This window comes from Novosphingobium sp. CF614 (assembly GCF_900113255.1).
Lineage (GTDB): Bacteria > Pseudomonadota > Alphaproteobacteria > Sphingomonadales > Sphingomonadaceae > Novosphingobium.
Genome location: NZ_FOOR01000006.1, coordinates 202,676 through 222,286 on the forward strand (window position 1 = coordinate 202,676; position 19,611 = coordinate 222,286).

Genomic DNA, 19,611 nt, shown 5'->3' on the forward strand with positions numbered 1-19,611 from the left:
ATCTCATTCCTTTCCCTTCGCCATTGCGAACCGTCGCAGGCTACGCCAGCACCGCGCTGCTTTCGTAGACCAGACGGACCAGTTCCGCCTGGCCGCGCACGCCGAGCTTGGCGTAGAGCCGTTTCGAATAGTTCCGCGCGGTTTCCAGCGTCAGGCCCATCGCCCCGGCCGCCTCGGCGATGGAATGGCCGTCCGCCAGCGCCATCGCCAATTCGGCTTCGCGCAAGGGCAGGTCGAAAGCTTGCGCCAGCCATTTCGCGCCTTCGCTTGAACGCGGTCGGTCCAACCGCAGCAGCGCGAGCACGGCAGGGGCACCCGGGGTCTGTACCGGGCTGGTCTCCGCCGGCATCAGCAGGGCTTCGATGCGCGGGCTTTCACGCAGTACGAGCGGCCGCGCGGGCAGCGTCGGATCCTCGGCCATGTCCGCCGCCGCCGCCGCGAGCTTCCTTTGCACCTCTACGTTCACGGCGACCAGCCTCTCGCCGAGACGCGGCTCGCCGCCGCATCGCTCCTTCCAGAACCGCGCCACCACCGGATCGACGGTCGCAAGCCGCGCTTCGCGGTCGAACGCCATCCAGCCCTGGCGCGTGCGCGCCAGGCTCAAGGCGTTCATCCGGCTTTCCAGCCGCTCGCGGTCGATCGTCACGAGATTGTCGAGCGCGATCGCAACGTAAGGCGCAAGGTTGGAAAGCAGCGCGCTGTCCGCTGCCGAACAGGCAGTGGTGCGCGCCAGCATCAGCCATGCGCTGTGGCGTTCGCCATCGGCGAGGCGCACGACGCGTTCGTCGGCGATGCCCAGCCGGGCCATCCTCCTTGCCCGCTCCGCGCGCATCACCGGGTCGTGCTCGACCAGTTCCGAGATGCCGTAGACGCGGCCCGGTCGCAGGCGGTCGTAGTGGATGCGGTCAAGATCGTAGGGCCGCTCCGTCCCCAGTTCGCGCGCGCGGCGGCTGAGGTCGGCCCCGGCAAAATATTCCGTGATCGCCCCGTTTGCGGGATCGCCCAGGCGCAGGACCAGGCTGGCGTGCACGGCATCGGTGCGGCGACGAAGGCGCGCGAGAAAAGTCGAGAATCGTGGATTCTCGTGCATCCCCTCAAACAGGGGGATCAGCAGATCGGTTTCATCCCTACTCGTAAGCGCCATACCCTCCCATATGGGAGGTTCGCATGAAAGTCACCCCTGCAATGATGAAGAGGAGGGACGGCGACGCCTTCGCCGAACCCACCGGGATCGAACCGGCGGGACCCGAAAAGGAAAGCGATGAAGACACTTACGCACCTCGAAAGGCTGGAGGCCGAGAGCATCCACATCATCCGCGAAGTCGTGGCCGAGGCCGAGAGGCCGGTGATGCTCTACTCGGTCGGCAAGGACAGCGCGGTCATGCTGCACCTGGCGCGCAAGGCCTTCTATCCCTCGCCACCACCGTTTCCGCTGCTCCACGTCGACACGACGTGGAAATTCAAGGCGATGTACGAACTTCGTAACAAGATGGCCGAGCTTTCCGGCATGGATCTGCTCGTCTATCACAACCCCGAGGCGATGGCGCGGGGGATCAATCCGTTCGACCATGGCGCGCTCCACACCGACATGTGGAAGACCGAGGGGCTGAAGCAGGCGCTCGACAAATACGGCTTCGACGCGGCTTTCGGCGGCGCCCGCCGCGACGAAGAGAAGAGCCGCGCCAAGGAACGCATCTTTTCGTTCCGCACGTCCTCGCATGGTTGGGACCCGAAGAACCAGCGGCCCGAGCTGTGGAACATCTACAACGCCCGCAAGGCCCGCGGCGAATCGATCCGCGTCTTCCCGATCTCGAACTGGACCGAGCTGGACGTGTGGCAATACATCCAGCTCAACGACATCCCGATCGTTCCGCTCTATTTCGCGGAGGAACGCCCGACGGTCGAGCGTGACGGCATGCTGCTGATGGTCGACGATGACCGCTTCCCATTGCGCCCTGGCGAGGAGCCGGTGATGCGCTCGATCCGCTTCCGCACGCTGGGCTGCTACCCGCTGACCGGCGCGGTGGAAAGCGGGGCCAGCACTCTGTCCGAAGTGATCCAGGAAACCCTGCTCACCACCACGTCCGAGCGGCAGGGCCGCGCTATCGACAAGGATGCCGGCGGCGCCGGCATGGAAGTCAAGAAGCAGCAGGGGTACTTCTGATGGCCGACGTTACCCCCACGGACAGGAACGAACCCGTCTACGTCGTCGACGAGCTGATCGCCAAGGATATCGACGCCTATCTGGAGCGGCATGAGTACAAGACGATGCTGCGCTTCATTACCTGCGGCAGCGTCGATGATGGCAAGTCCACCCTGATCGGGCGCCTGCTCTACGATTCGAAGATGATTTTCGAGGATCAGCTCGATGCGTTGCAGGCCGATTCCCGCAAGGTCGGCACGCAGGGGCAGGAAATCGACTTCGCGCTGCTGGTCGACGGTCTCGCCGCCGAGCGCGAGCAGGGCATCACGATCGACGTCGCCTATCGCTTCTTCAACACGGAAAAGCGCAAGTTCATCGTCGCCGACTGTCCGGGGCACGAGCAGTACACCCGCAACATGGTGACCGGCGCTTCGACCGCCGACCTCGCGGTGATCCTGATCGACGCGCGCAAGGGCGTGCTCGTCCAGACCCGGCGCCACAGCTACTTGTGCCATCTGATCGGCATCAGGAACATCGTGCTGGCCGTCAACAAGATGGACCTTGTCGACTACAGCCAGGAAGTGTTCGACAAGATCGTTGCCGATTACACGGCGTTCGCCAGTTCGATCGGCATCGAGAGCTTCACCGCCATGCCGATCTCGGGCTTCAAGGGCGACAACATCACTACGCTTTCGAACAACACGCCGTGGTACAAGGGCCCTCGATACGCGGGAATTCCGCTGATCGAGCATCTCGAGACCGTCGAGGTCCTGAGCTCGGTGGATGCCGACAAGCCGCTGCGCATGCCGGTGCAGTGGGTCAACCGCCCGAACCTCGATTTTCGCGGGTTCTCCGGCCTGATCGCGACCGGTTCGGTCAAGCCGGGCGACAAGATCCGCGTCCTGCCTTCCGGCAAGACGAGCACGGTCAGCCGCATCGTCACTTTCGACGGCGACCTTGACGAAGCGGTCGCCGGCCAGTCGGTCACCGTCTGCTTCGAGGACGAGATCGATTGTTCGCGCGGTTCGGTGATATCGGTCGCCGACAATCCGCCGCAGACCGCCGACCAGTTCGAATCGACCATCGTCTGGATGGCCGACGAAGTTCTCGTGCCCGGACGCGCCTACTGGCTCAAGCTGGGCACGCAGATGGTCTCGGCGACCGTCCATGCGCCCAAGTACACGGTCAACGTGAACACGATGGAGCACATGGCCGCCAAGACGCTCGATCTCAATGCCATCGGTGTCGCCGAGATCGCGACCGACAAGCAGATCGTGTTCGAGCCCTATGCCGACAATCGTTCGCTCGGTGGGTTCATTCTCATCGACAAGATGACCAACGCCACCGTCGCCGCGGGCATGCTCCATTTCTCGCTGCGCCGTTCGCAGAACGTCCACTGGCAGGCTCTCGACATCGGGCGCAAGCAGCACGCCGATCTCAAGAACCAGAAGGCGGCGGTGCTGTGGTTCACCGGCCTCTCCGGTTCGGGCAAGTCGACCATCGCCAACCTGGTCGAGAAGAAGCTGTACCGGATGAACCGGCACACCTTCCTGCTCGACGGCGACAATGTGCGCCACGGCCTGAACAAGGACCTGGGCTTTACGGAGGCGGACCGCATCGAGAACATCCGCCGCGTCGGCGAAGTTTCGAAGTTGATGGCGGACGCCGGCCTGATCGTCGTCACCGCCTTCATCTCGCCATTCCAGGCGGATCGCGAGATGGTGCGCTCGATGCTGCCCGAGGGCGAGTTCCTCGAAGTCTTCATCGACACGCCGCTCAAGGTGGCGGAGGCGCGCGACGTCAAGGGCCTCTACAAGAAAGCGCGCGCGGGCGAACTGAAGAACTTCACCGGCATCGACAGCCCTTACGAAGCGCCGCGCAATCCGGAGATACGGATCGACACCACCAAGCTGTCGCCGGAGGAGGCCGCGAACCTTATCGTCGAAACGCTGCTCGGAGACGCCTGATGACGATGACCGATGGCGATCTGGCCGCCCACCTGGCGGACGTCGCGGGCAAGATTCTCCTGCAGGTCCGCGCCTCGGGCATGTTCGAGGGCAAGTCGCTCGGCAAGGCCGGGGACCAGACGGCGAACCAGTTCCTGGTCCACGCCCTGCGTCAGCAGCGTGGCGAGGATGGATTGCTTTCCGAGGAGGAGAAGGACAATCCCGAGCGTCTTTCCAAGGAGCGCGTCTGGATCGTCGATCCGGTGGACGGCACCCGCGAATATGGCGAGGAACGCGCCGACTGGGCGGTGCATGTCGGCATGGCGGTGAACGGCGCGCCGGTGCTGGGGGCCGTGGCGCTGCCCGGCTGTGACACGGTGCTGCGTTCGGATCGGCCCGGCGCGATTCCGGCCGTGCCCGAAAAGCTGCGCATGGTCGTCAGCCGCACACGGCCGGCCAAGGAAGCGACCGGGGTCGCCGAAGCGATCGGGGCCGAACTCGTGCCCATGGGCTCGGCCGGTGCCAAGGCCATGGCGATCCTGCTCGGGCAGGCGGACATCTACCTGCATTCGGGCGGCCAGTATGAGTGGGATAGTTGCGCGCCCACCGCGGTGGCCCTGGGCTGGGGCCTGCACGCCTCGCGCATCGATGGAAGTCCGTTGGTCTACAACCAGGAAGACGTCTACATGCCCGACCTGCTGATCTGCCGGAAAGAGCATGCGGCCATGGTGCTGGAAAAGGTCCAGGCTTTCCTCTGACCGGCTCCCTCCCGGGCGTTGGGGGCGAAGTCGCTCGGATCGAACGGTCCGCTTTCGCCCCGTACCGGTTACGGATGGCCGGCACCGGGGGCAGGTGCCGACCATCCGCTCGTCTCCGTAATTCGTCCGGAAGGCCGATCCTCCCACGGGGGGAAGGAGGTGCGGATGGCCTGCCTGGTTCTTATCGTGCCACGACGGTTTCGATGGGGGCATCATCCAGCAGCACGACGGAACGGGACGCGGAGGCGAAATACTCCAGCATGGCGGCATAGCCGCGCGCGCTGAGCTTGACGTAGACGCGGCGCGCATCGCCGGGATCGGCTTCGCGCACCAGCAGGCTTTGCTTTTCCAGGATCGTGATCCAGCGCAGGGCCGTGGTGGAAGGAACGGCGGAACCGATGCAGGCGCTCGTCACCGACACGCGCCGCCTCTCCTTGGCGGCAATGAACAGGTCGAGAAGAATATCCCACGCCGGTTCGCCGAACAGGTCTTCCGACTGGAATATCTTGGTGCGCCTTCGCCGGTCGTCATAAGTCTGGCGGGCGAGTTCCACCCATATCGGGTGATCCTGGCCAGTGGCCGTCTTGCCGCTTTCACGCCCACCGGCGGCGCCGGTCTGGTGCGAGCGGTCAGATGCCGGACTCTCCCCGATCTCCAGTTCCCGCGCCATGGCCAGAAGTTCGTTCGCAACTCCGATCAGACGGATCGCCTTCGCCCGATTTCGCATCAACTGATCGGTATTCGCCATGGACCGGGATCGCCAACGTATGGCCGCGAACTTCGTCTTGCGAACGATTACGCAGCGATTACTAATCCTTTCTCGGCAGTCGACCGGAAATCAGACCCGAAATTTCGCGCCAGATCACGTAATCGCAATTGCTTGTCTACCGATGTCGACAAGCATTGACAGCAACAGCGACAGGCGTCTTGTTAAGGTTAGTCCGGTTCGGAGCGATTTCGCTCGATGTTGAACTCCCTGCAAAGGGCATTGATGGCAGCGTCCAGATGAGCAGCGGCGATCAGCGCACCAAGCTGTTCCAGCTTGGCGAGTTCAGCTTCGAGTTCGACCACCAGCGACTCGGCAATAGCAACCTTTTCCACCCAGGTATTCTCCGGCAGGCACGGCCATATGCCCGCGCCAAGACTCTATTTCACGAGCCATTGTTCTTGCGACCCGCCATGTGGTGGCGTGTGTCATCGGTTTATAACCTCCAATTTCGATCAAAATCGGAGGCAGTGTTCCGCCAGATACACCTCGATTTCAATTTTGAAATCGATTTGTCCGAGCTGTCCAAGTTATGGACAAGTTATCGAACAGACTTAAATCAGAAAAACTTGCAGACAGATGAACGGAAGCCGTACACGATTCGATGACTGAGATATCTATGTAAGTATACTTATCCGTGACATTGGACCAAGGCTTGATGTCGAGCCTCCCGATATGCCGGGCTGGATATCGGCAGGATTGTCAGCCTCCAAATCTTTCCTTCAGGTCGCGCAGCGCCACGGCCGCCTTCGCCGCCTCGCCGCCCTTGTCCTTCTGGCCAGGATCGGCGCGCACGAGCGCCTGGGCTTCATTTTCCACGGTGAGGATGCCGTTGCCGATGGCGATGCCGTCCATCGTCAGCGCCATGATCCCACGGGCGCTTTCCCCGGCGACGATCTCGAAATGATAGGTCTCGCCGCGAATGACGACGCCGATCGCGACGTAGCCGTCATAGTCGCCGGTGGCATCGGCAAGCGCGATGGCGCCGGGGATCTCCAGCGCGCCCGGCACGGTGATGACCTCCGCCTTGTGCCCGGCCGCCTTGAGCGCAGCCCTGGCACCGGCGACCAGCATGTCGTTGAGGTGGTCGTAGAAGCGGGCCTCGACAATCAGGAAACGGGCCATCTCAGTTGGATCCTTCCAATTGAGCGGCCGGAATCGGGCGCTCGTCGACAATGTTGAGGCCATAGCCTTCCAGTGCCACCAGCGAGTGGTGGGTATTGGTCAGCAGGATCATGTCGTGGATTCCCAACTCGGCCAGGATCTGTGCGCCCACCCCGTAGTCGCGCAGTTCCTCCAGATCCGGATTGCCGCCGTCGCGCGCCTGCTTCTTGATGTCCATGGCGCGTGACATCATGCGGTTCATCGGCCGGTTGATGACGACGATGACTCCCGAGCCATTTTGAGCGATCATGTCCATCGAGCGGTGCAGCAAGTTGGCCCGGTTGCCGGAATCCTCGCCGAAGATGTCGGCGAACATCGACAGCGTGTGCATGCGCACGAGCGTCGGCTTGGTCGGGTCGATGCGGCCCTTGACCAACGCCACGGTTTCATCGCCGGTCGCCTTGTTGTAATAGGAACGCGCCGTCCAGTCACCGCCGTGGCGGCTGTGGAAGGCGATCTCGTTCTTCTTCTCGACCATGCGGTCATGGCGGCGGCGATAGGCGATCAGATCCCGGATGGTGCCGATCTTGAGGTCATGCATCCGCGCGAAGCTGACGAGGTCGTCCATGCGCGCCATGGTGCCGTCATCGCGCATGATCTCGCAGATCACGCCCGATGGATTGAGGCCGGCGAGGCGCGAGATATCGACTGCCGCCTCGGTGTGGCCGGCGCGCACCAGGACGCCGCCGTCGCGGGCGCGCAGAGGGAAGACATGGCCGGGCGTGACGATATCGTCCCGAGTCTTGGTGCCGTCGATAGCAACCGAGATGGTGCGCGCGCGGTCGGCGGCGGAGATGCCGGTGGTGACGCCCTCGCGCGCTTCGATCGAGACCGTGAAGGCGGTTTCGTGGCGCGTGCCATTGTTCCGGCTCATCAGGTTGAGGCCGAGTTCCTCCACCCGCTGGCTGGCGAGCGTAAGGCAGATCAGGCCGCGTCCATGCGTCGCCATGAAGTTGATCGCCGCCGGCGTCGCCATCTGCGCGGGAATGACGAGATCGCCTTCGTTCTCGCGGTCCTCGTCGTCGACGAGGATGAACATGCGGCCATTGCGGGCCTCGTCGATGATCTCCTCGATCGGAACGAGGACTTGCCTGTCGTCGTTGGAGAACAGTACGCGTTCCAGCTTGCCGAGGGTATCGGCGGTCGGGTTCCAGCCCGGCTCGGTGCAGTCCCGCAGGGTGTTGGCGTGGAGTCCCGCCGCGCGGGCAAGGCCGGCCTTGCTCATTCCGCCGTCCGAAACCAGCTTCCGGACCTTCTCTATCACATTTCCCGACATTGCAATCCTCACCACCACATTATGATGTGATCTCGATATGAACAGTTCACATCAAAATTCAAGAGGCTTGGTGCGCACCTCGCCACGCGGAGTGGGGATTGCTACCATCAAGGCCCGGAAGGCAAACACATCGGGCCAAATCGCCCTTGGAAAGGGGCTGCATGCACGGGGAACGGGATGGAGGACGTCGAGTGCCGGATCGCCGCAGTAAGGACAGCACGCGCATGATCGCGCCGGTCCCGGCACTTTACCGTGATCCGCAGCGGGCCGGGCCTATCGCGCTCGTCGCGGAAAGCCACGTGCGGCTGCTGGGGCGATCGCTGGTCGAACCGGGCGCGGATGTGATCGCCGCGCTGTGGGCCGCGCCGCTTGCCATCGTCGCTCACGGGGTGGAAGCCGATCCGATGTTCTTCTTCGGCAACGCCGCCGCGCTCGCGGCTTTCGAAACCGATGCGGCGGCCTTCACGCGGATGCCGTCGCGGCTTTCGGCCGAAGCTCCCTTGCGCGAGGAGCGCCAAGCCCTGCTCGACCGGGTCACTGTCCATGGCTTCATCGATGATTACGCGGGAATTCGCATCAGCGCGAAAGGTAGACGGTTCCACATCGGGCCGGCGACCGTATGGAATCTCGTCGATGCGGAGGGGCGCCGCCATGGGCAGGCAGCGTGCTTCGTTCCATAGTCGCGCCCCCGTCAGCCCCCGTCGGCCCGCCTGCGGGCCATTTCCGCGCGGCGTCGCTTGTGGTCTTCGAGTTGGTGCAGCGAAGGTACGGCATCGTCGATCATGTCCGCCAGCACCGCGCCGCGCTCTCCCGGCGGGCGAGGCGGACCGATGGTGGTATCGCAATAAGTCTGCCGCTCGATCTCGGCGTTGAGCAACGCCCCCAGCAGGACGCCATAGGCCGAGAGATAGAGCCACATCAGGAACACGACGATGGCGGAAAGCGAACCGTAAGTCGCGTTGTAGTCGCTGATGTAGGCGACGTAGAGCGAAAAGCCGAACGAGACCGCAATCCACAGCAAGGTCGCCAGCACCGATCCCGGGGTCAGCCAGCGCCATCTGGCCGGGCGGCGATCCGGCCCATAGCGCATGATAAGCGCGAAGCCGGCGCTACCCAGTCCGATCGCCACGGCCCAAGTCAGCAGCTTGAACAGCATTTGCGTGGTTTCACCCCAATACAATCCGTCCAGGTAGCCGCTCGTGCGCGTTTGCAGCCAGGCGAAGACGCCGCCGGAAAGCACCCCGGTGAACGCGATCAGCACCGCCGCAAAGGTCAGCCACGCTGCGCGCAGGGTGAGGGCGATCGTCCCGCGTGTCTCATGCTCGTTGTTGATGATATTGAGCGCGCTAATCATGCCGTTGGCGGCACGCATGCCGCCGAAGATCGCGAAGAACAGCGCGATCACGAGCGCAAGGCCGGTCACGCCGGAACTGGTCGAGACGATCTGGAGCAATTGCGCCTCCAGCACGCGGGCGGCATCGGCGGGCATGACCCGGGTGATGCTTTCCATCTGCTTGCGCACCGTCGCCACGTTGCCGACAAGGCCATAGATCATCACTGTCGCCGCGATCAGTGGCGTCAGCGCAAGAAAGCTGTAGAAGGCGAGCCCCGCCGCCAGCAGCCCCAGTTCATGAAAACCCGTCATCACCCAGACACGCCTGAGCACCCGGCACCACGCCGCCCATGGCATCGACCAGGGCGCGGTGGCGGTGGCCCCGGGTGGCCATTCATCGGACGGCGGATCGAACGCCGGGGGGTCAGCTTTCGCCATGGCGGAGAGCCTGCACGGGAACTTTCGCTGTTGCAACGCGATAGGCTTGTTCAGGAAGGAGTGAGTGTCCTGGTTTCGCAAGGGGGTGATTCGTCGCGTTGCTCATGCCTTGGCTAATCGACTATCGCCCGGCTTGTTCCACGCGGGATCGCGACGGGGCGTGCCTGATCGCGCTTTCCATCGCCCTTGCGTTTTCCGCATCGCCGGCGTTCGCTCAAGAGGTATCCGGCAGCCCTGCGTCGGATGACGCGCCCGCGGTGGATCTTCAGGCAGGACAAGTACCGGTGCCCGCACCGCCCCCCGGCGTGACCTTGCCGCAGGTCGAACCGGTGATTTCCGACAAAGAGTTCAATTCCGCGATTCCCGCGCTCGATGCGCGGGATGATCCGGAACTCGACAAGCCGCTCGAATCGATCGAGGCTTTCGAGCGCAAACTGGCCGGGCAGCAGTCCAGCGCGAAACCGGAGGAGGGCCAATCGGCCCCGCTCGGCAGTGCCGCCCTGTCGGACGAGGACGCCACCGAGGAAATCGGCGATGCCCCGGTGCGCGATAGCGAGCTTACCACCCCGCTGCCGCCGATCGACCAGTTCGAGGTCGCGCCCGTCCAGTTCGCGCAGGATGCACCGGCGGACGACAAGGAGGTCGAAGTGGCCTACCGAGTCGATATCGAAGGGCTCGATGCGGCCGACAAGGAAGCCGACATCGACATCGCCAGCGAGTTCCGCGCGCTCTCCGCGCTCGAGAAGGGAGACGGGAAGGCAGCGAACGCGGCGATGGTCAGGGCGCGCCTGAACGAGGACAGCCAACTGCTGCAAACCATCCTGGCGTCGGAAGGCTGGTATTCACCGGAAGTGCGCACCCGGCTCGTGCCCGCGCGTGACGACAAGAACAAGGCGCTGACCGCGGTGCTCTCGGTCACGCCCGGCAAGCGCTATGTCTTCTCGGACATCGTCGTCAAGGCGGACCCGACCGAGCCGGCGAACCTGATCGCAAGCAACCTCGGGCTCAAGATCGGTGAACCGATCGTCGCCGACCGGGTGCAGGGGGCCGAGGCGCAAGTGGCGGTGGCGCTGCCGGAGAACGGCTATCCCTTCGCGCAAGTCGGCGACCGCGACATCCTGCTGGACCAGGACAGCGGCGAAGGCGTTTACACCCTGCCGGTGACGGTCGGCCCGCGCGGCCGCTTCGATGGTTTCGTCACCGACGGCAATCTTGCCTTCGGTGTCGATCACGTCGGCGTCCTCGCCCGCTTCAAGCGCGGCGAACTCTACGACAGCCGCAAGGTGGACGATCTGCGCAAGGCGCTGGTCGCCACCAATCTGTTCAGGGCGGTCTCGGTCGAGCCGGTCAAGGGCGGGCAGGCGGTGGGAGACGGCACCGAATACGTAACGCTCGATGTCCATCAGGAGGCCGGCCCGCCGCGCACCGTCGCCGGATCGCTGGGCTATGCCGCCGGCGAGGGGCTTACCGCCGAAGCAACCTGGACTCATCGCAACATGTTCCCGCCCGAAGGCGCGCTGATCGGCCATGCCATCGCCGGCACCCAGCAACAGGGTGCCGGCGTGACGTTCCGGCGCTCCAACGCCGGCAAGCGCGACCGCACGTTCGAGATGACCGCCGAGGCGTTCCACAATGCCTATGACGCCTACAGCGCCTATACCGGCCGCCTCGCTGCCCGCATCAGCCGCGATTCCACGCCGATCTGGCAGAAGAGGCACACTTACGCCTACGGGATGGAGCTGCTGGCGACGGCCGAGACCGACTACGATGCCGCCAGCGGCGATCGCAAGCGCCGCACGTACTATATCGCCGGCGTCAACGGCCAGGTCGGCTTCGATACCACCAACGACCTGCTCAACCCGACCGAAGGCTACCGCCTGACCGCGCTCGTCCAGCCGGAAACCACCGTGAACAGGGGTTTCAACCCTTACGTCCGCGCTCGCCTCGACGCCTCGACATACTATTCGGTCAACGACAGCCTGGTACTGGCGGGTCGCGTGCGTCTGGGCACGATCCAGGGTGCCGGCCTGTTCGACATCGCGCCTTCGCGGCGGCTCTATGCAGGCGGCGGCGGATCGGTGCGCGGCTATTCCTACCAGGGGCTGGGCGAACAGGCGCCGGACGGCAAGCCGGTCGGGGGGCGCAGCCTCAACGAGGCTTCGTTCGAGGCGCGTTACCGTTTCGGCAATTACGGCGTGGTCGGCTTCGTCGATGCCGGCCAGGCCTATCGCGAGACCATGCCGCAATTCTCCGACCTGCGTTACGGCGTCGGCATCGGCGGGCGTTTCTACACCAACTTCGGTCCGGTCCGCCTCGACGTGGCGACGCCGCTGGGCCGCAAGCCCGGTGAATCGCGGATCAACATCTACGTTTCGATCGGACAGGCGTTCTGATGGCCGGGGAAGAGGACATCGAGGCCGAAACCGCTGCCGAGACGGCGCGGGAGCCGGGCGCCACGCCACGCTCGCTCTGGCATCGCGCGCGGGTGCGCGCGTTGAAGACGATCGTCTTCGCGGTGCTGGGATTCATCGCGCTGGCCATCGCGGTGATTCTCGGCATCGATACCGGGCCTGGCCATCGCTTCGTCGCCGACCAGATCGCCGGGCTCAGGTTTGAGAACGGCATGCGGATATCGGTGGGCCGTATCGAAGGCTCGATCTACGGCCGGATGACACTGCGTAACCTTTCGGTGCGCGATCCCCAGGGCGAATTCCTGTTCTCTCCCGAGATCCACGTCGACTGGCGGCCTTTCGCCTATCTCGACAACCATGTCGACGTGCGCAGCGCCACTGCCCAGCGGATGGTCCTGCGCCGCGTGCCGGTCTTCCGGAAGACGCCGCCGAGCAACGAACCGCTGCTTCCCGACATCGATATCGACATCGGCGAACTGCGCATCGATCGCTTCATTGCCGAGCCGCCGGTTTCGGGCGAACGCCGCATCGTCACCATCGACGGCAGCGCCCATATCGCCGACGGCCGCGCGCAAGTGAAAGCCAAAGGCGCCACCATCGCCATGAAGGGCAAGGAGGGCGGCGACCGCTTCACCCTGATGCTCGACGCCGTTCCGGCCCGGAACCGGCTCGGCATCGACCTGGACCTCGCTGCGCCGACCGGAGGCCTCATCGCCTCGCTGGGGGGGCTGAAGCAGCCGCTGACGCTCAAGGTGAGCGGGAAGGGCGACTGGACCGTGTGGAACGGCACGCTCGCCGCCGATCTTGGCCAGGGCGAACTGGCGCGGCTGGTGCTCACCGCACGTAGCGGCACGTTCGCGATCAAGGGCCCGACGCGGATCGCGCGGCTGTTCGCCGGGCCAACCGCGAACCTGCTCGGCCCCATTACCGATTTCGACTTGTCCGCCGCCTTCGCCAAGCGGCGCGCGGCGCTTTCCGGCACGATCGCCAGCGACGCGTTCAATCTCACTCCGAACGGCATCATCGACTTTTCCGATAACGGCTTCGACGATCTCAAACTGGCTTTCGTGCTGCGCAAGCCCTCGGCCATCGCGGAGAACCTCAGCGGGGCGGGGCTGCGCGCGTTCCTGACGCTTGACGGCGCCTTCACGGCGCCGACGATCGATTACCGGCTGAACGCCGATCGGCTCGTCATGAACGACATGGGGCTGGAGAATCTGACCGCCGGCGGCGCGGCCAAAGTCGATGCCGATCACATCATGATCCCCGTCACCGCCAAAGCAGGGCGCGTGACCGGGCTCGATACCGTGGCTGGCGGCACGATCGCCAACGTGACGCTGAACGGCGACCTGGCGATCAAGGGCCCACGCGTGCTTTCGGACAACATGCGCCTCAAGTCCGATCGCATCGACGCCGGCCTGATCCTCGTCGCCGACATGAGCAAAGGGCTCTACACCGGTGCGATCGACGGACGGATCGACAATTACCGGCTCGCCAGCGTGGGTATCTTCAACATCCGCACCCAGATGGACCTCAAGACCGAGACCCAGGGCTTCGCCTTGCAGGGCACCGTCAAGGCGCAGTCGACCAAGCTGCTCAACGATAACCTGCGGAATTACCTCGGCGGCAATCTCGCGGCATCCTCGAACCTGCGCTACGGTTCGGACGGCGTTGTGCGGTTTTCCAGCTTGCGGCTTACCGCGCCGGAACTGCGCGTGACGAACGGGCAGGGCAGTTGGTCGCCGGACGGACGGATCGCGATCACGGCGACCGGCGTCTCGGACCGCTACGGCGCGATCGGCGTGCGTGTGACGGGCACCATCGTCAATCCCGACGCACATGTCACCGCCGAGCATCCGGGCCTGGGCATCGGCCTCGCCAATCTCGATGCGCGAATCACCGGGGCCAAAGGCGGCTATCGCTTCAACCTGACCGGCAATACCGACTATGGCCCGCTCAAGGCCGATGTGATGCTGGGCATCGGAGCCGCGACCTCGTTGCGGATCGACAGCGCCAACCTCTCCGGCGTCGATTTCGCCGGCAGTCTCGTCCAGACTTCCGCGGGACCCTTCGCGGGGCAGCTGACCGCCAGCGGCAACGGCGTGGGCGGCGTGCTCAGGCTCGACGCCGCCGGCAAGTACCAGGCGGTGAACTTCAACTTGCACGCGAACAACGCGGTGTTCCAGGGCCCCGCCCAGTTGTCGATCGGTTCGGCGATCATAAACGGGCGGGCGGTGCTTTACGACCAGCCCACGGTGATCGCCGACGCGCAGCTTTCGGGCACTCATTTCGGTGCGTTCGATCTCGCGGCGGGACGCGTGCTGATCGACTATCGCAATGGACGCGGCCAGGCCAAGGGACTGGTCGAGGGTTTCGGCGGGGTGCCGTTCCGGCTTGGCATCAATGCCGATCTCACCCCCGAAGTCTGGCGTGTCGCACTCAAGGGCCGGATGCGCGGGCAGACCGTCAGTACCATCAGCCCGGCGCGCATCGTGCCCAAGGGCGACGGTTACGAACTGCTGCCGACCTCCGTCGCGGTCGGCGGCGGCACCGCCCGGCTTGCCGGCACTTATGGCCCGGGCTTCAAGCTGCAAAGCCGGCTCGAAGGCGTCGACATTGCATCAGTCAATGCCTTCGTGCCCGGATACGGGATCGGCGGCACCGCCAACGGCAGCCTCGATTTCGAGCAGGCGGGCCCAAGCGCCTTCCCGCGCGCCGACGCGCGGCTGACGCTGAATAATTTCACCCGCACCAGCGCGACCACGGTTAGCCAGCCGGTCGACGTCAATTTCGTAGGCAAGCTGCTTCCCGACGGGGGCGAGGGGCGTGCGGTGATCCGCCGTCGCGGCTCCGTGATCGGCCGGATGGCGGTGAGCCTGCGACCCTTGCCCCCGGGCGAGGGATCGTGGACAGCGCGCCTGATGGAGGCTCCGCTAGGCGGCGGCATTCGCTACAACGGCCCGGCCGACACCCTTTTCTCTTTCGCCGGTCAGTCCGGACAGACGCTGTCGGGTCCGATCGGTCTGGCAGCCGATTTTTCGTGCCGCGTTTCCGATCCGTGCCTCAACGGCCTCGTCCAGGGCAAGGAGCTGACTTACGAGAACCAGGCCTACGGCACCCGACTCACGGGCATGAACCTGTCGGGCCGGTTCAACGGCAGTTCGCTCGAACTGATTTCGCTCACCGCCAGGGCAGGCGAGGGCACCGTCAGTGCCAGCGGCAAGGTGAGCCTCGCAGCGGACGCGGGCTATCCCATGGACCTCACCGCCAAGCTCGACCGGGCACGCCTTGCCAAGAGCGGGGCGCTTTCCGCGACCGCCACCGGCACGCTGCGCCTGACCAAGACGGCCGGCGAGGCGGCGTTGCTGGCCGGCGACTTGCGGCTGCCGGAAACCCGCTACCAGATCGTGCGCGAGGGCGCCGCGCAAGTCCCGCGCCTGACGGGCGTGCGCTTCAAGCCGCCAAAGGGTGCGGTGCGCATCACCGGCGATGAGCAGGCCCCTTCGATCTCCAGTGTCTTCGCGCTGGTCCGCCTCGACTTGCACCTCAAGGCGCCTGAAAAGCTCTACGTCTCGGGCATGGGGCTCGAATCGGAATGGAGCGCCGATTTCAACGTCGGCGGCACCACCGCGGCGCCCACCATGGCGGGCGAGGTCAGGCTGGTTCGCGGCACCCTGGGCTTCGCCGGCCATTCCTTCGCGCTGCAGGACGGCCTGATCTCGTTCCCCGGCGGGCGCACCATAGATCCGACCGTGGCGATCACCGCGACCGACACCATCGACGACGTGGATGTCAGCGTGAACGTCAGCGGGCGGGCGATGAACCCGTCAGTGGACTTCAGCTCCTCGCCGGCGCTACCGGACGACGAAGTGCTTTCGCGCATCCTGTTCGGCAGCTCGATCGCCAATCTCTCGGCGATCCAGGCGGTGCAGCTGGCCAGTTCGCTGAATTCGCTGCGTGCGACCGGCGGCGGGCTCAACCCGCTCGGCAAGCTGCGCTCGGCGGCGGGAATAGACCGCTTGCGCATCCTGGCACCGGATCAGGCCAGCGGGCGCGGCACTTCGCTGGCGGCCGGCCAGTACCTTACCGACGATATCTATGTCGAACTGATTACCGATGCGCGCGGCTTCACCGCGACGCAGCTGGAAGTGAGCGTGACCAAGTGGCTTTCAGTGCTCAGCCAGGCCGGTGGATCGGGCGTCAACAGCGTGAATGTGCGGATCAAGAAGGACTACTGATGCGCGGAAGGCGTGTGTTTTTGCCGGCGCTGTCGTTCGTGCTGCCGCTTGCCCTGAGCATCGCCGCGTGCAAGCGCGAACCGGACTTCGACGAGCGGTACGACGCCGCGAACACAAAGGTTCGGCAGACCGCGCAAGAGATCGATGCCCGGATCGCCGGAACCGGAACGCCGCCGGATGAGACGCGATGACTTTGGCAATCATCGGTTCCATTGTTTTCAAGGCGTTGAGTGCAGAGCAAAGACGAACGAAGCCGCTTTTCGCAACTGCGAAGACGCCCATTCCGAGATTTCGACTGCCCCTATTTCAGCCTTGACACATTCCCGCACGATCCGACATACTCGGCCCCGGGAATAGTAATAATTATAAATAAATGGGGAGGGGTTATGCTTTTCAAGCATCGCCGGTGTGCGCTTTTCGCGACCGCCGCAATGGGTCTTATTATTTCGGAACATGCCTTTGCACAATCGCCGGAGGACGGGACGGTCATTTCGGACGAAACGATCGTCGTCACCGCGAGGCGCATCGAGGAGCGCCTGCAGGACGTGCCGATTTCGGTCGCGGTCGTCAACCAGGACCAGCTGACCAAGGCCAACATCGTCGGTGCGGATGATCTGGCCAAAGTCGTGCCGGGCCTGAACGTCGAATCGCGGTATTCATCGGAAACCAACGTCTTCTCGATTCGCGGCTTTTCCCAGGCATTGCGGACCCAATCATCGGTCGGCACCTTTTTCGCCGAGGTCGTGGCGCCTCGCGGAGGCGCCGGCGCGTTTCCCGGTGGCGACGGCGCGGGACCGGGCAGCCTGTTCGACCTGCAGAATGTCCAGGTGCTGAAGGGACCGCAGGGTACGCTGTTCGGACGCAACACCACGGGCGGCGACGTGCTGCTGACGCCGAAGAAGCCGACCGACAGGTTCGAGGGATACCTCGAGGGGTCCTACGGCAACTATTCGATGTTCCGTGTGCAAGGCGTGCTGAACATTCCTCTGGCGTCATGGGCGCGGGCACGCTTTGGCGTCGATCGCCAGACGCGCGACGGCTTTCTGAACAATGTCTCGGGAATCGGCCCGAAGCGGTTCAACGACGTCGACTATACGGCACTGCGGGGCAGCCTGGTTCTCGACCTTACGCCCGAGCTGGAAAACTACACGATCGTCTCCTACCTCAATTCGGACCACGTCGGCTCCGCCCCGCAGCTCTATCGGTATAATCCCAATACCTCTTTCGGCCGGCGGGCGCAGGCGCAGGTGGATCGGCTCTTCGCCAGCGGAGACCCGTATCAGGTGGAGCAAACGCTCGCCAATCCACGCTCCGTTACGAAGCAGTTCCAGGTAATCAACATCACCAAGTGGGACGCCAGCGACTACATTACAGTCAAGAACATCCTCTCCTACGCCTCGTTCAAGCAGGGATTAAGGCAAAGCGTGTTCGGATTCAATTTCCCCATCACTGTCGTTCCGGGGATAGCGAGCAATTTTCCCTCTCCCCAAGCCTTCAATATAAAGGGGACTTACGGAAACGACCAGCGCTCCTTCGTCGAGGAATTCCAGATCCAGGGCAGGTCGTCCGACGGCAAGCTCCAGTATCAGGGCGGCCTGTATTACGAGCATTCCACGCCCGGTGACCTCACCCAGAATGCTTCGATCGCCGTCGGCGCGATCTGCCAGGCAGGACCTTATGAAGACTTGTCGTCGATGCGCTGCCTGTGGGCGAGCCCGGTCAATACCGTCAATGTGAACACTTATACGACCGAGTTCATCAACATGGCGGCCTATGCCCAGGCGACCTATGCCGTGACCGACCAATTGAAGCTCACGGCGGGCGCCCGTCTCAACTACGATCGCACCAAGAGCACGTCGCAGGGCCTGCTCTACAGGTTCCTGCCGGATGCCGCCAATCCGACCGCGCTTTTCGTTCCGGGGACGCTGGTCGGATGCCAGGTGACGCACGCGGCCTATGCCGACTGCACGGTCGGGAGCGATGAACTGCACACTTCGAGCACCCGCCCGACCTGGACATTGAACGCATCGTACAATCCGACCGATGACGTGATGTTCTACGCCACGTATTCGCGCGGCTATCGCCAGGGATCGGCAGCTCCGGCCGCGATCGGCGCCAAGACGTCGTTCGGACCCGAAACGGTGGACAACTTTGAAGGCGGTGTGAAGACGAGCTTCCAGGGTGCCGTACCCGGTTATTTCAATCTCGCTGGTTTCTATTCGAAATTGAAGGACGCCCAGCAGCTGATCGGGCTGCAATGCACACGTGCTTCCTGTCCGGCCGGCAACTCCGCCACCTCGGTGTTCAATGCGGGCAAGGCCCATATGTGGGGTATCGAGTTTGACGGATCGCTGCGGCCCGCGTCGTTCTTCCGCCTCGATTTCTCGGGTGCCTATCTGAAGACCCGGCTCGACAGTCTCGACGTCGATATTACGCCGTACACCGCCAATTTCGACAATATCCTGTTCCCGGCGGCGGTGGGGGATCCCTTGCCGTTGACCCCGAAATTCGGTGGAAACGTGTCGGGCACATTCACTTTGCCGATTCCCGAAAATCTCGGCAAATTGAGTGTCTCCGCACTATACCGGTACAGTACGAGCTTCTCGACCGCGGCATCGGACACCAACGCCGCCGTCAATGCCGCGCGTGCTGCCTTGGGGCTTCCTCCCATACCTGTCGACAACGCGACGCCGGTCAAACAGCTCGATCTCAATCTCGACTGGCGAGACATCGGCGGACAGCCCATCGATTTCTCGATCTTCGCTTCGAACGTGACGAAGCAGGTGACCTACACGTTGATCCAGCCGCTCTACGGCAGCTTCGGCTTCGACCTGCGCTATCTTGGCCAGCCTCGCATGTTCGGCGCACGACTGAGGGTGCGTTTCGGCGACGAGTAAACCCAGAGACATCCTCCTCTCGTGCAAGACGGGAGGAGGATGGTCCCGTGATGTCTGGCGCAAGGAACGCGAAATCCACGGCATGACACGTAAAGGGGGATGAAGCACACGGACAACCTTTAGGTTGATAATATATATTATGTTAAAGTAAGTATCCCCCGGCAGAGCCGGGGGCTTTACGATGTGAGCCGCTCAAAGCGGCTGGTTCAGGTCGCTAACGCGGCCTGACGGTTTGGAACCG

14 protein-coding genes are annotated in these 19,611 nt (G+C 64.0%); 8 read left to right on the plus strand and 6 right to left on the minus strand.

Annotation, left to right across the window (positions count from 1 at the left end; all coding sequences use genetic code 11):
* Positions 1-40 precede the first annotated feature (40 nt).
* Positions 41-1,144 carry a helix-turn-helix transcriptional regulator gene (locus BM052_RS09615; RefSeq protein WP_091146012.1) on the minus strand — a complete coding sequence of 368 codons (1,104 nt, stop codon included), beginning with the start codon at positions 1,142-1,144 and terminating at the stop codon, positions 41-43.
* A 117-nt stretch (positions 1,145-1,261) separates the two neighbouring features.
* Between BM052_RS09615 and cysD the strand changes: the two genes are divergently transcribed.
* Genes cysD through BM052_RS09630 form a run of 3 tightly spaced genes read left to right on the plus strand, consistent with a single transcriptional unit; the run spans position 1,262 to position 4,847 of the window.
* Positions 1,262-2,164, plus strand: a complete 903-nt coding sequence (cysD, locus tag BM052_RS09620; protein WP_091146014.1) for a sulfate adenylyltransferase subunit CysD — start codon at positions 1,262-1,264, stop codon at positions 2,162-2,164.
* The gene (cysN, locus tag BM052_RS09625; protein WP_091146016.1) at positions 2,164-4,110 is read left to right on the plus strand and encodes a sulfate adenylyltransferase subunit CysN; all 1,947 of its coding nucleotides are present in this window, start codon (positions 2,164-2,166) and stop codon (positions 4,108-4,110) included. Before cysD ends, cysN begins: the two co-directional genes overlap by 1 nt.
* Positions 4,110-4,847: a 3'(2'),5'-bisphosphate nucleotidase CysQ gene (locus BM052_RS09630; protein WP_091146019.1), complete on the plus strand. Its 738-nt coding sequence runs from the start codon at positions 4,110-4,112 to the stop codon at positions 4,845-4,847. The genes cysN and BM052_RS09630 overlap by 1 nt, the downstream gene beginning before the upstream one ends.
* A 181-nt stretch (positions 4,848-5,028) precedes the next feature.
* Here BM052_RS09630 and BM052_RS09635 read toward each other — a convergent pair whose 3' ends face one another.
* From BM052_RS09635 to ribB, 4 genes are all read right to left on the minus strand, one after another.
* Positions 5,029-5,595 carry a helix-turn-helix domain-containing protein gene (locus BM052_RS09635; RefSeq protein WP_091146021.1) on the minus strand — a complete coding sequence of 189 codons (567 nt, stop codon included), beginning with the start codon at positions 5,593-5,595 and terminating at the stop codon, positions 5,029-5,031.
* Between the two features lie 188 nt (positions 5,596-5,783).
* A complete protein-coding gene (locus BM052_RS19880) occupies positions 5,784-5,948 on the minus strand; it encodes a hypothetical protein (RefSeq protein WP_177198410.1) in 165 nt (54 codons plus the stop codon).
* Positions 5,949-6,315: 367 nt separating this feature from the next.
* Positions 6,316-6,738, minus strand: coding sequence for a 6,7-dimethyl-8-ribityllumazine synthase (ribH, locus tag BM052_RS09640; protein WP_091146024.1), 423 nt, complete (start codon positions 6,736-6,738; stop codon positions 6,316-6,318).
* A gap of 1 nt (position 6,739) precedes the next feature.
* On the minus strand, positions 6,740-8,053 hold the full coding sequence (gene ribB, locus BM052_RS09645) for a 3,4-dihydroxy-2-butanone-4-phosphate synthase (protein ID WP_091146027.1): 1,314 nt from the start codon (positions 8,051-8,053) through the stop codon (positions 6,740-6,742).
* A 224-nt stretch (positions 8,054-8,277) separates the two neighbouring features.
* On the opposite strand from ribB, the gene BM052_RS09650 reads away from it, so the two are divergent.
* Entirely contained in the window at positions 8,278-8,733 is a 456-nt protein-coding gene (locus BM052_RS09650) for an MEKHLA domain-containing protein (RefSeq protein WP_091146029.1), read from the plus strand.
* A gap of 11 nt (positions 8,734-8,744) precedes the next feature.
* Here BM052_RS09650 and BM052_RS09655 read toward each other — a convergent pair whose 3' ends face one another.
* Positions 8,745-9,824 (minus strand): YihY/virulence factor BrkB family protein, encoded by a 1,080-nt coding sequence (locus BM052_RS09655; RefSeq protein WP_091146031.1) that lies wholly within the window; start codon positions 9,822-9,824, stop codon positions 8,745-8,747.
* A 104-nt stretch (positions 9,825-9,928) separates the two neighbouring features.
* Here BM052_RS09655 and BM052_RS09660 point away from each other — a divergent pair, with 104 nt between their 5' ends.
* The 4 genes from BM052_RS09660 (at position 9,929) to BM052_RS09675 (ending at position 19,370) form a co-directional block, all read left to right on the plus strand.
* Positions 9,929-12,217 (plus strand): autotransporter assembly complex protein TamA, encoded by a 2,289-nt coding sequence (locus BM052_RS09660; RefSeq protein WP_091146034.1) that lies wholly within the window; start codon positions 9,929-9,931, stop codon positions 12,215-12,217.
* A complete protein-coding gene (locus BM052_RS09665) occupies positions 12,217-16,473 on the plus strand; it encodes a translocation/assembly module TamB domain-containing protein (protein WP_091146036.1) in 4,257 nt (1,418 codons plus the stop codon). Before BM052_RS09660 ends, BM052_RS09665 begins: the two co-directional genes overlap by 1 nt.
* A gap of 20 nt (positions 16,474-16,493) precedes the next feature.
* Positions 16,494-16,664: a hypothetical protein gene (locus BM052_RS19885; RefSeq protein ID WP_177198411.1), complete on the plus strand. Its 171-nt coding sequence runs from the start codon at positions 16,494-16,496 to the stop codon at positions 16,662-16,664.
* Positions 16,665-16,904: 240 nt separating this feature from the next.
* Positions 16,905-19,370, plus strand: coding sequence for a TonB-dependent receptor (locus BM052_RS09675; RefSeq protein WP_177198412.1), 2,466 nt, complete (start codon positions 16,905-16,907; stop codon positions 19,368-19,370).
* The last annotated feature ends 241 nt before the right edge of the window (positions 19,371-19,611 follow it).

Bases quoted from the DNA above. Each gene is read 5' to 3' on its own strand.
- BM052_RS09615 (WP_091146012.1), bottom strand. From the start codon at position 1,144: ATGGCGCTTACGAGTAGGGATGAAACCGATCTGCTGATCCCCCTGTTT.
- cysD (WP_091146014.1), top strand. From the start codon at position 1,262: ATGAAGACACTTACGCACCTCGAAAGGCTGGAGGCCGAGAGCATCCAC.
- cysN (WP_091146016.1), top strand. From the start codon at position 2,164: ATGGCCGACGTTACCCCCACGGACAGGAACGAACCCGTCTACGTCGTC.
- BM052_RS09630 (WP_091146019.1), top strand. From the start codon at position 4,110: ATGACGATGACCGATGGCGATCTGGCCGCCCACCTGGCGGACGTCGCG.
- BM052_RS09635 (WP_091146021.1), bottom strand. From the start codon at position 5,595: ATGGCGAATACCGATCAGTTGATGCGAAATCGGGCGAAGGCGATCCGT.
- ribH (WP_091146024.1), bottom strand. From the start codon at position 6,738: ATGGCCCGTTTCCTGATTGTCGAGGCCCGCTTCTACGACCACCTCAAC.
- ribB (WP_091146027.1), bottom strand. From the start codon at position 8,053: ATGTCGGGAAATGTGATAGAGAAGGTCCGGAAGCTGGTTTCGGACGGC.
- BM052_RS09650 (WP_091146029.1), top strand. From the start codon at position 8,278: ATGATCGCGCCGGTCCCGGCACTTTACCGTGATCCGCAGCGGGCCGGG.
- BM052_RS09655 (WP_091146031.1), bottom strand. From the start codon at position 9,824: ATGGCGAAAGCTGACCCCCCGGCGTTCGATCCGCCGTCCGATGAATGG.
- BM052_RS09660 (WP_091146034.1), top strand. From the start codon at position 9,929: ATGCCTTGGCTAATCGACTATCGCCCGGCTTGTTCCACGCGGGATCGC.
- BM052_RS09665 (WP_091146036.1), top strand. From the start codon at position 12,217: ATGGCCGGGGAAGAGGACATCGAGGCCGAAACCGCTGCCGAGACGGCG.
- BM052_RS09675 (WP_177198412.1), top strand. From the start codon at position 16,905: ATGGGTCTTATTATTTCGGAACATGCCTTTGCACAATCGCCGGAGGAC.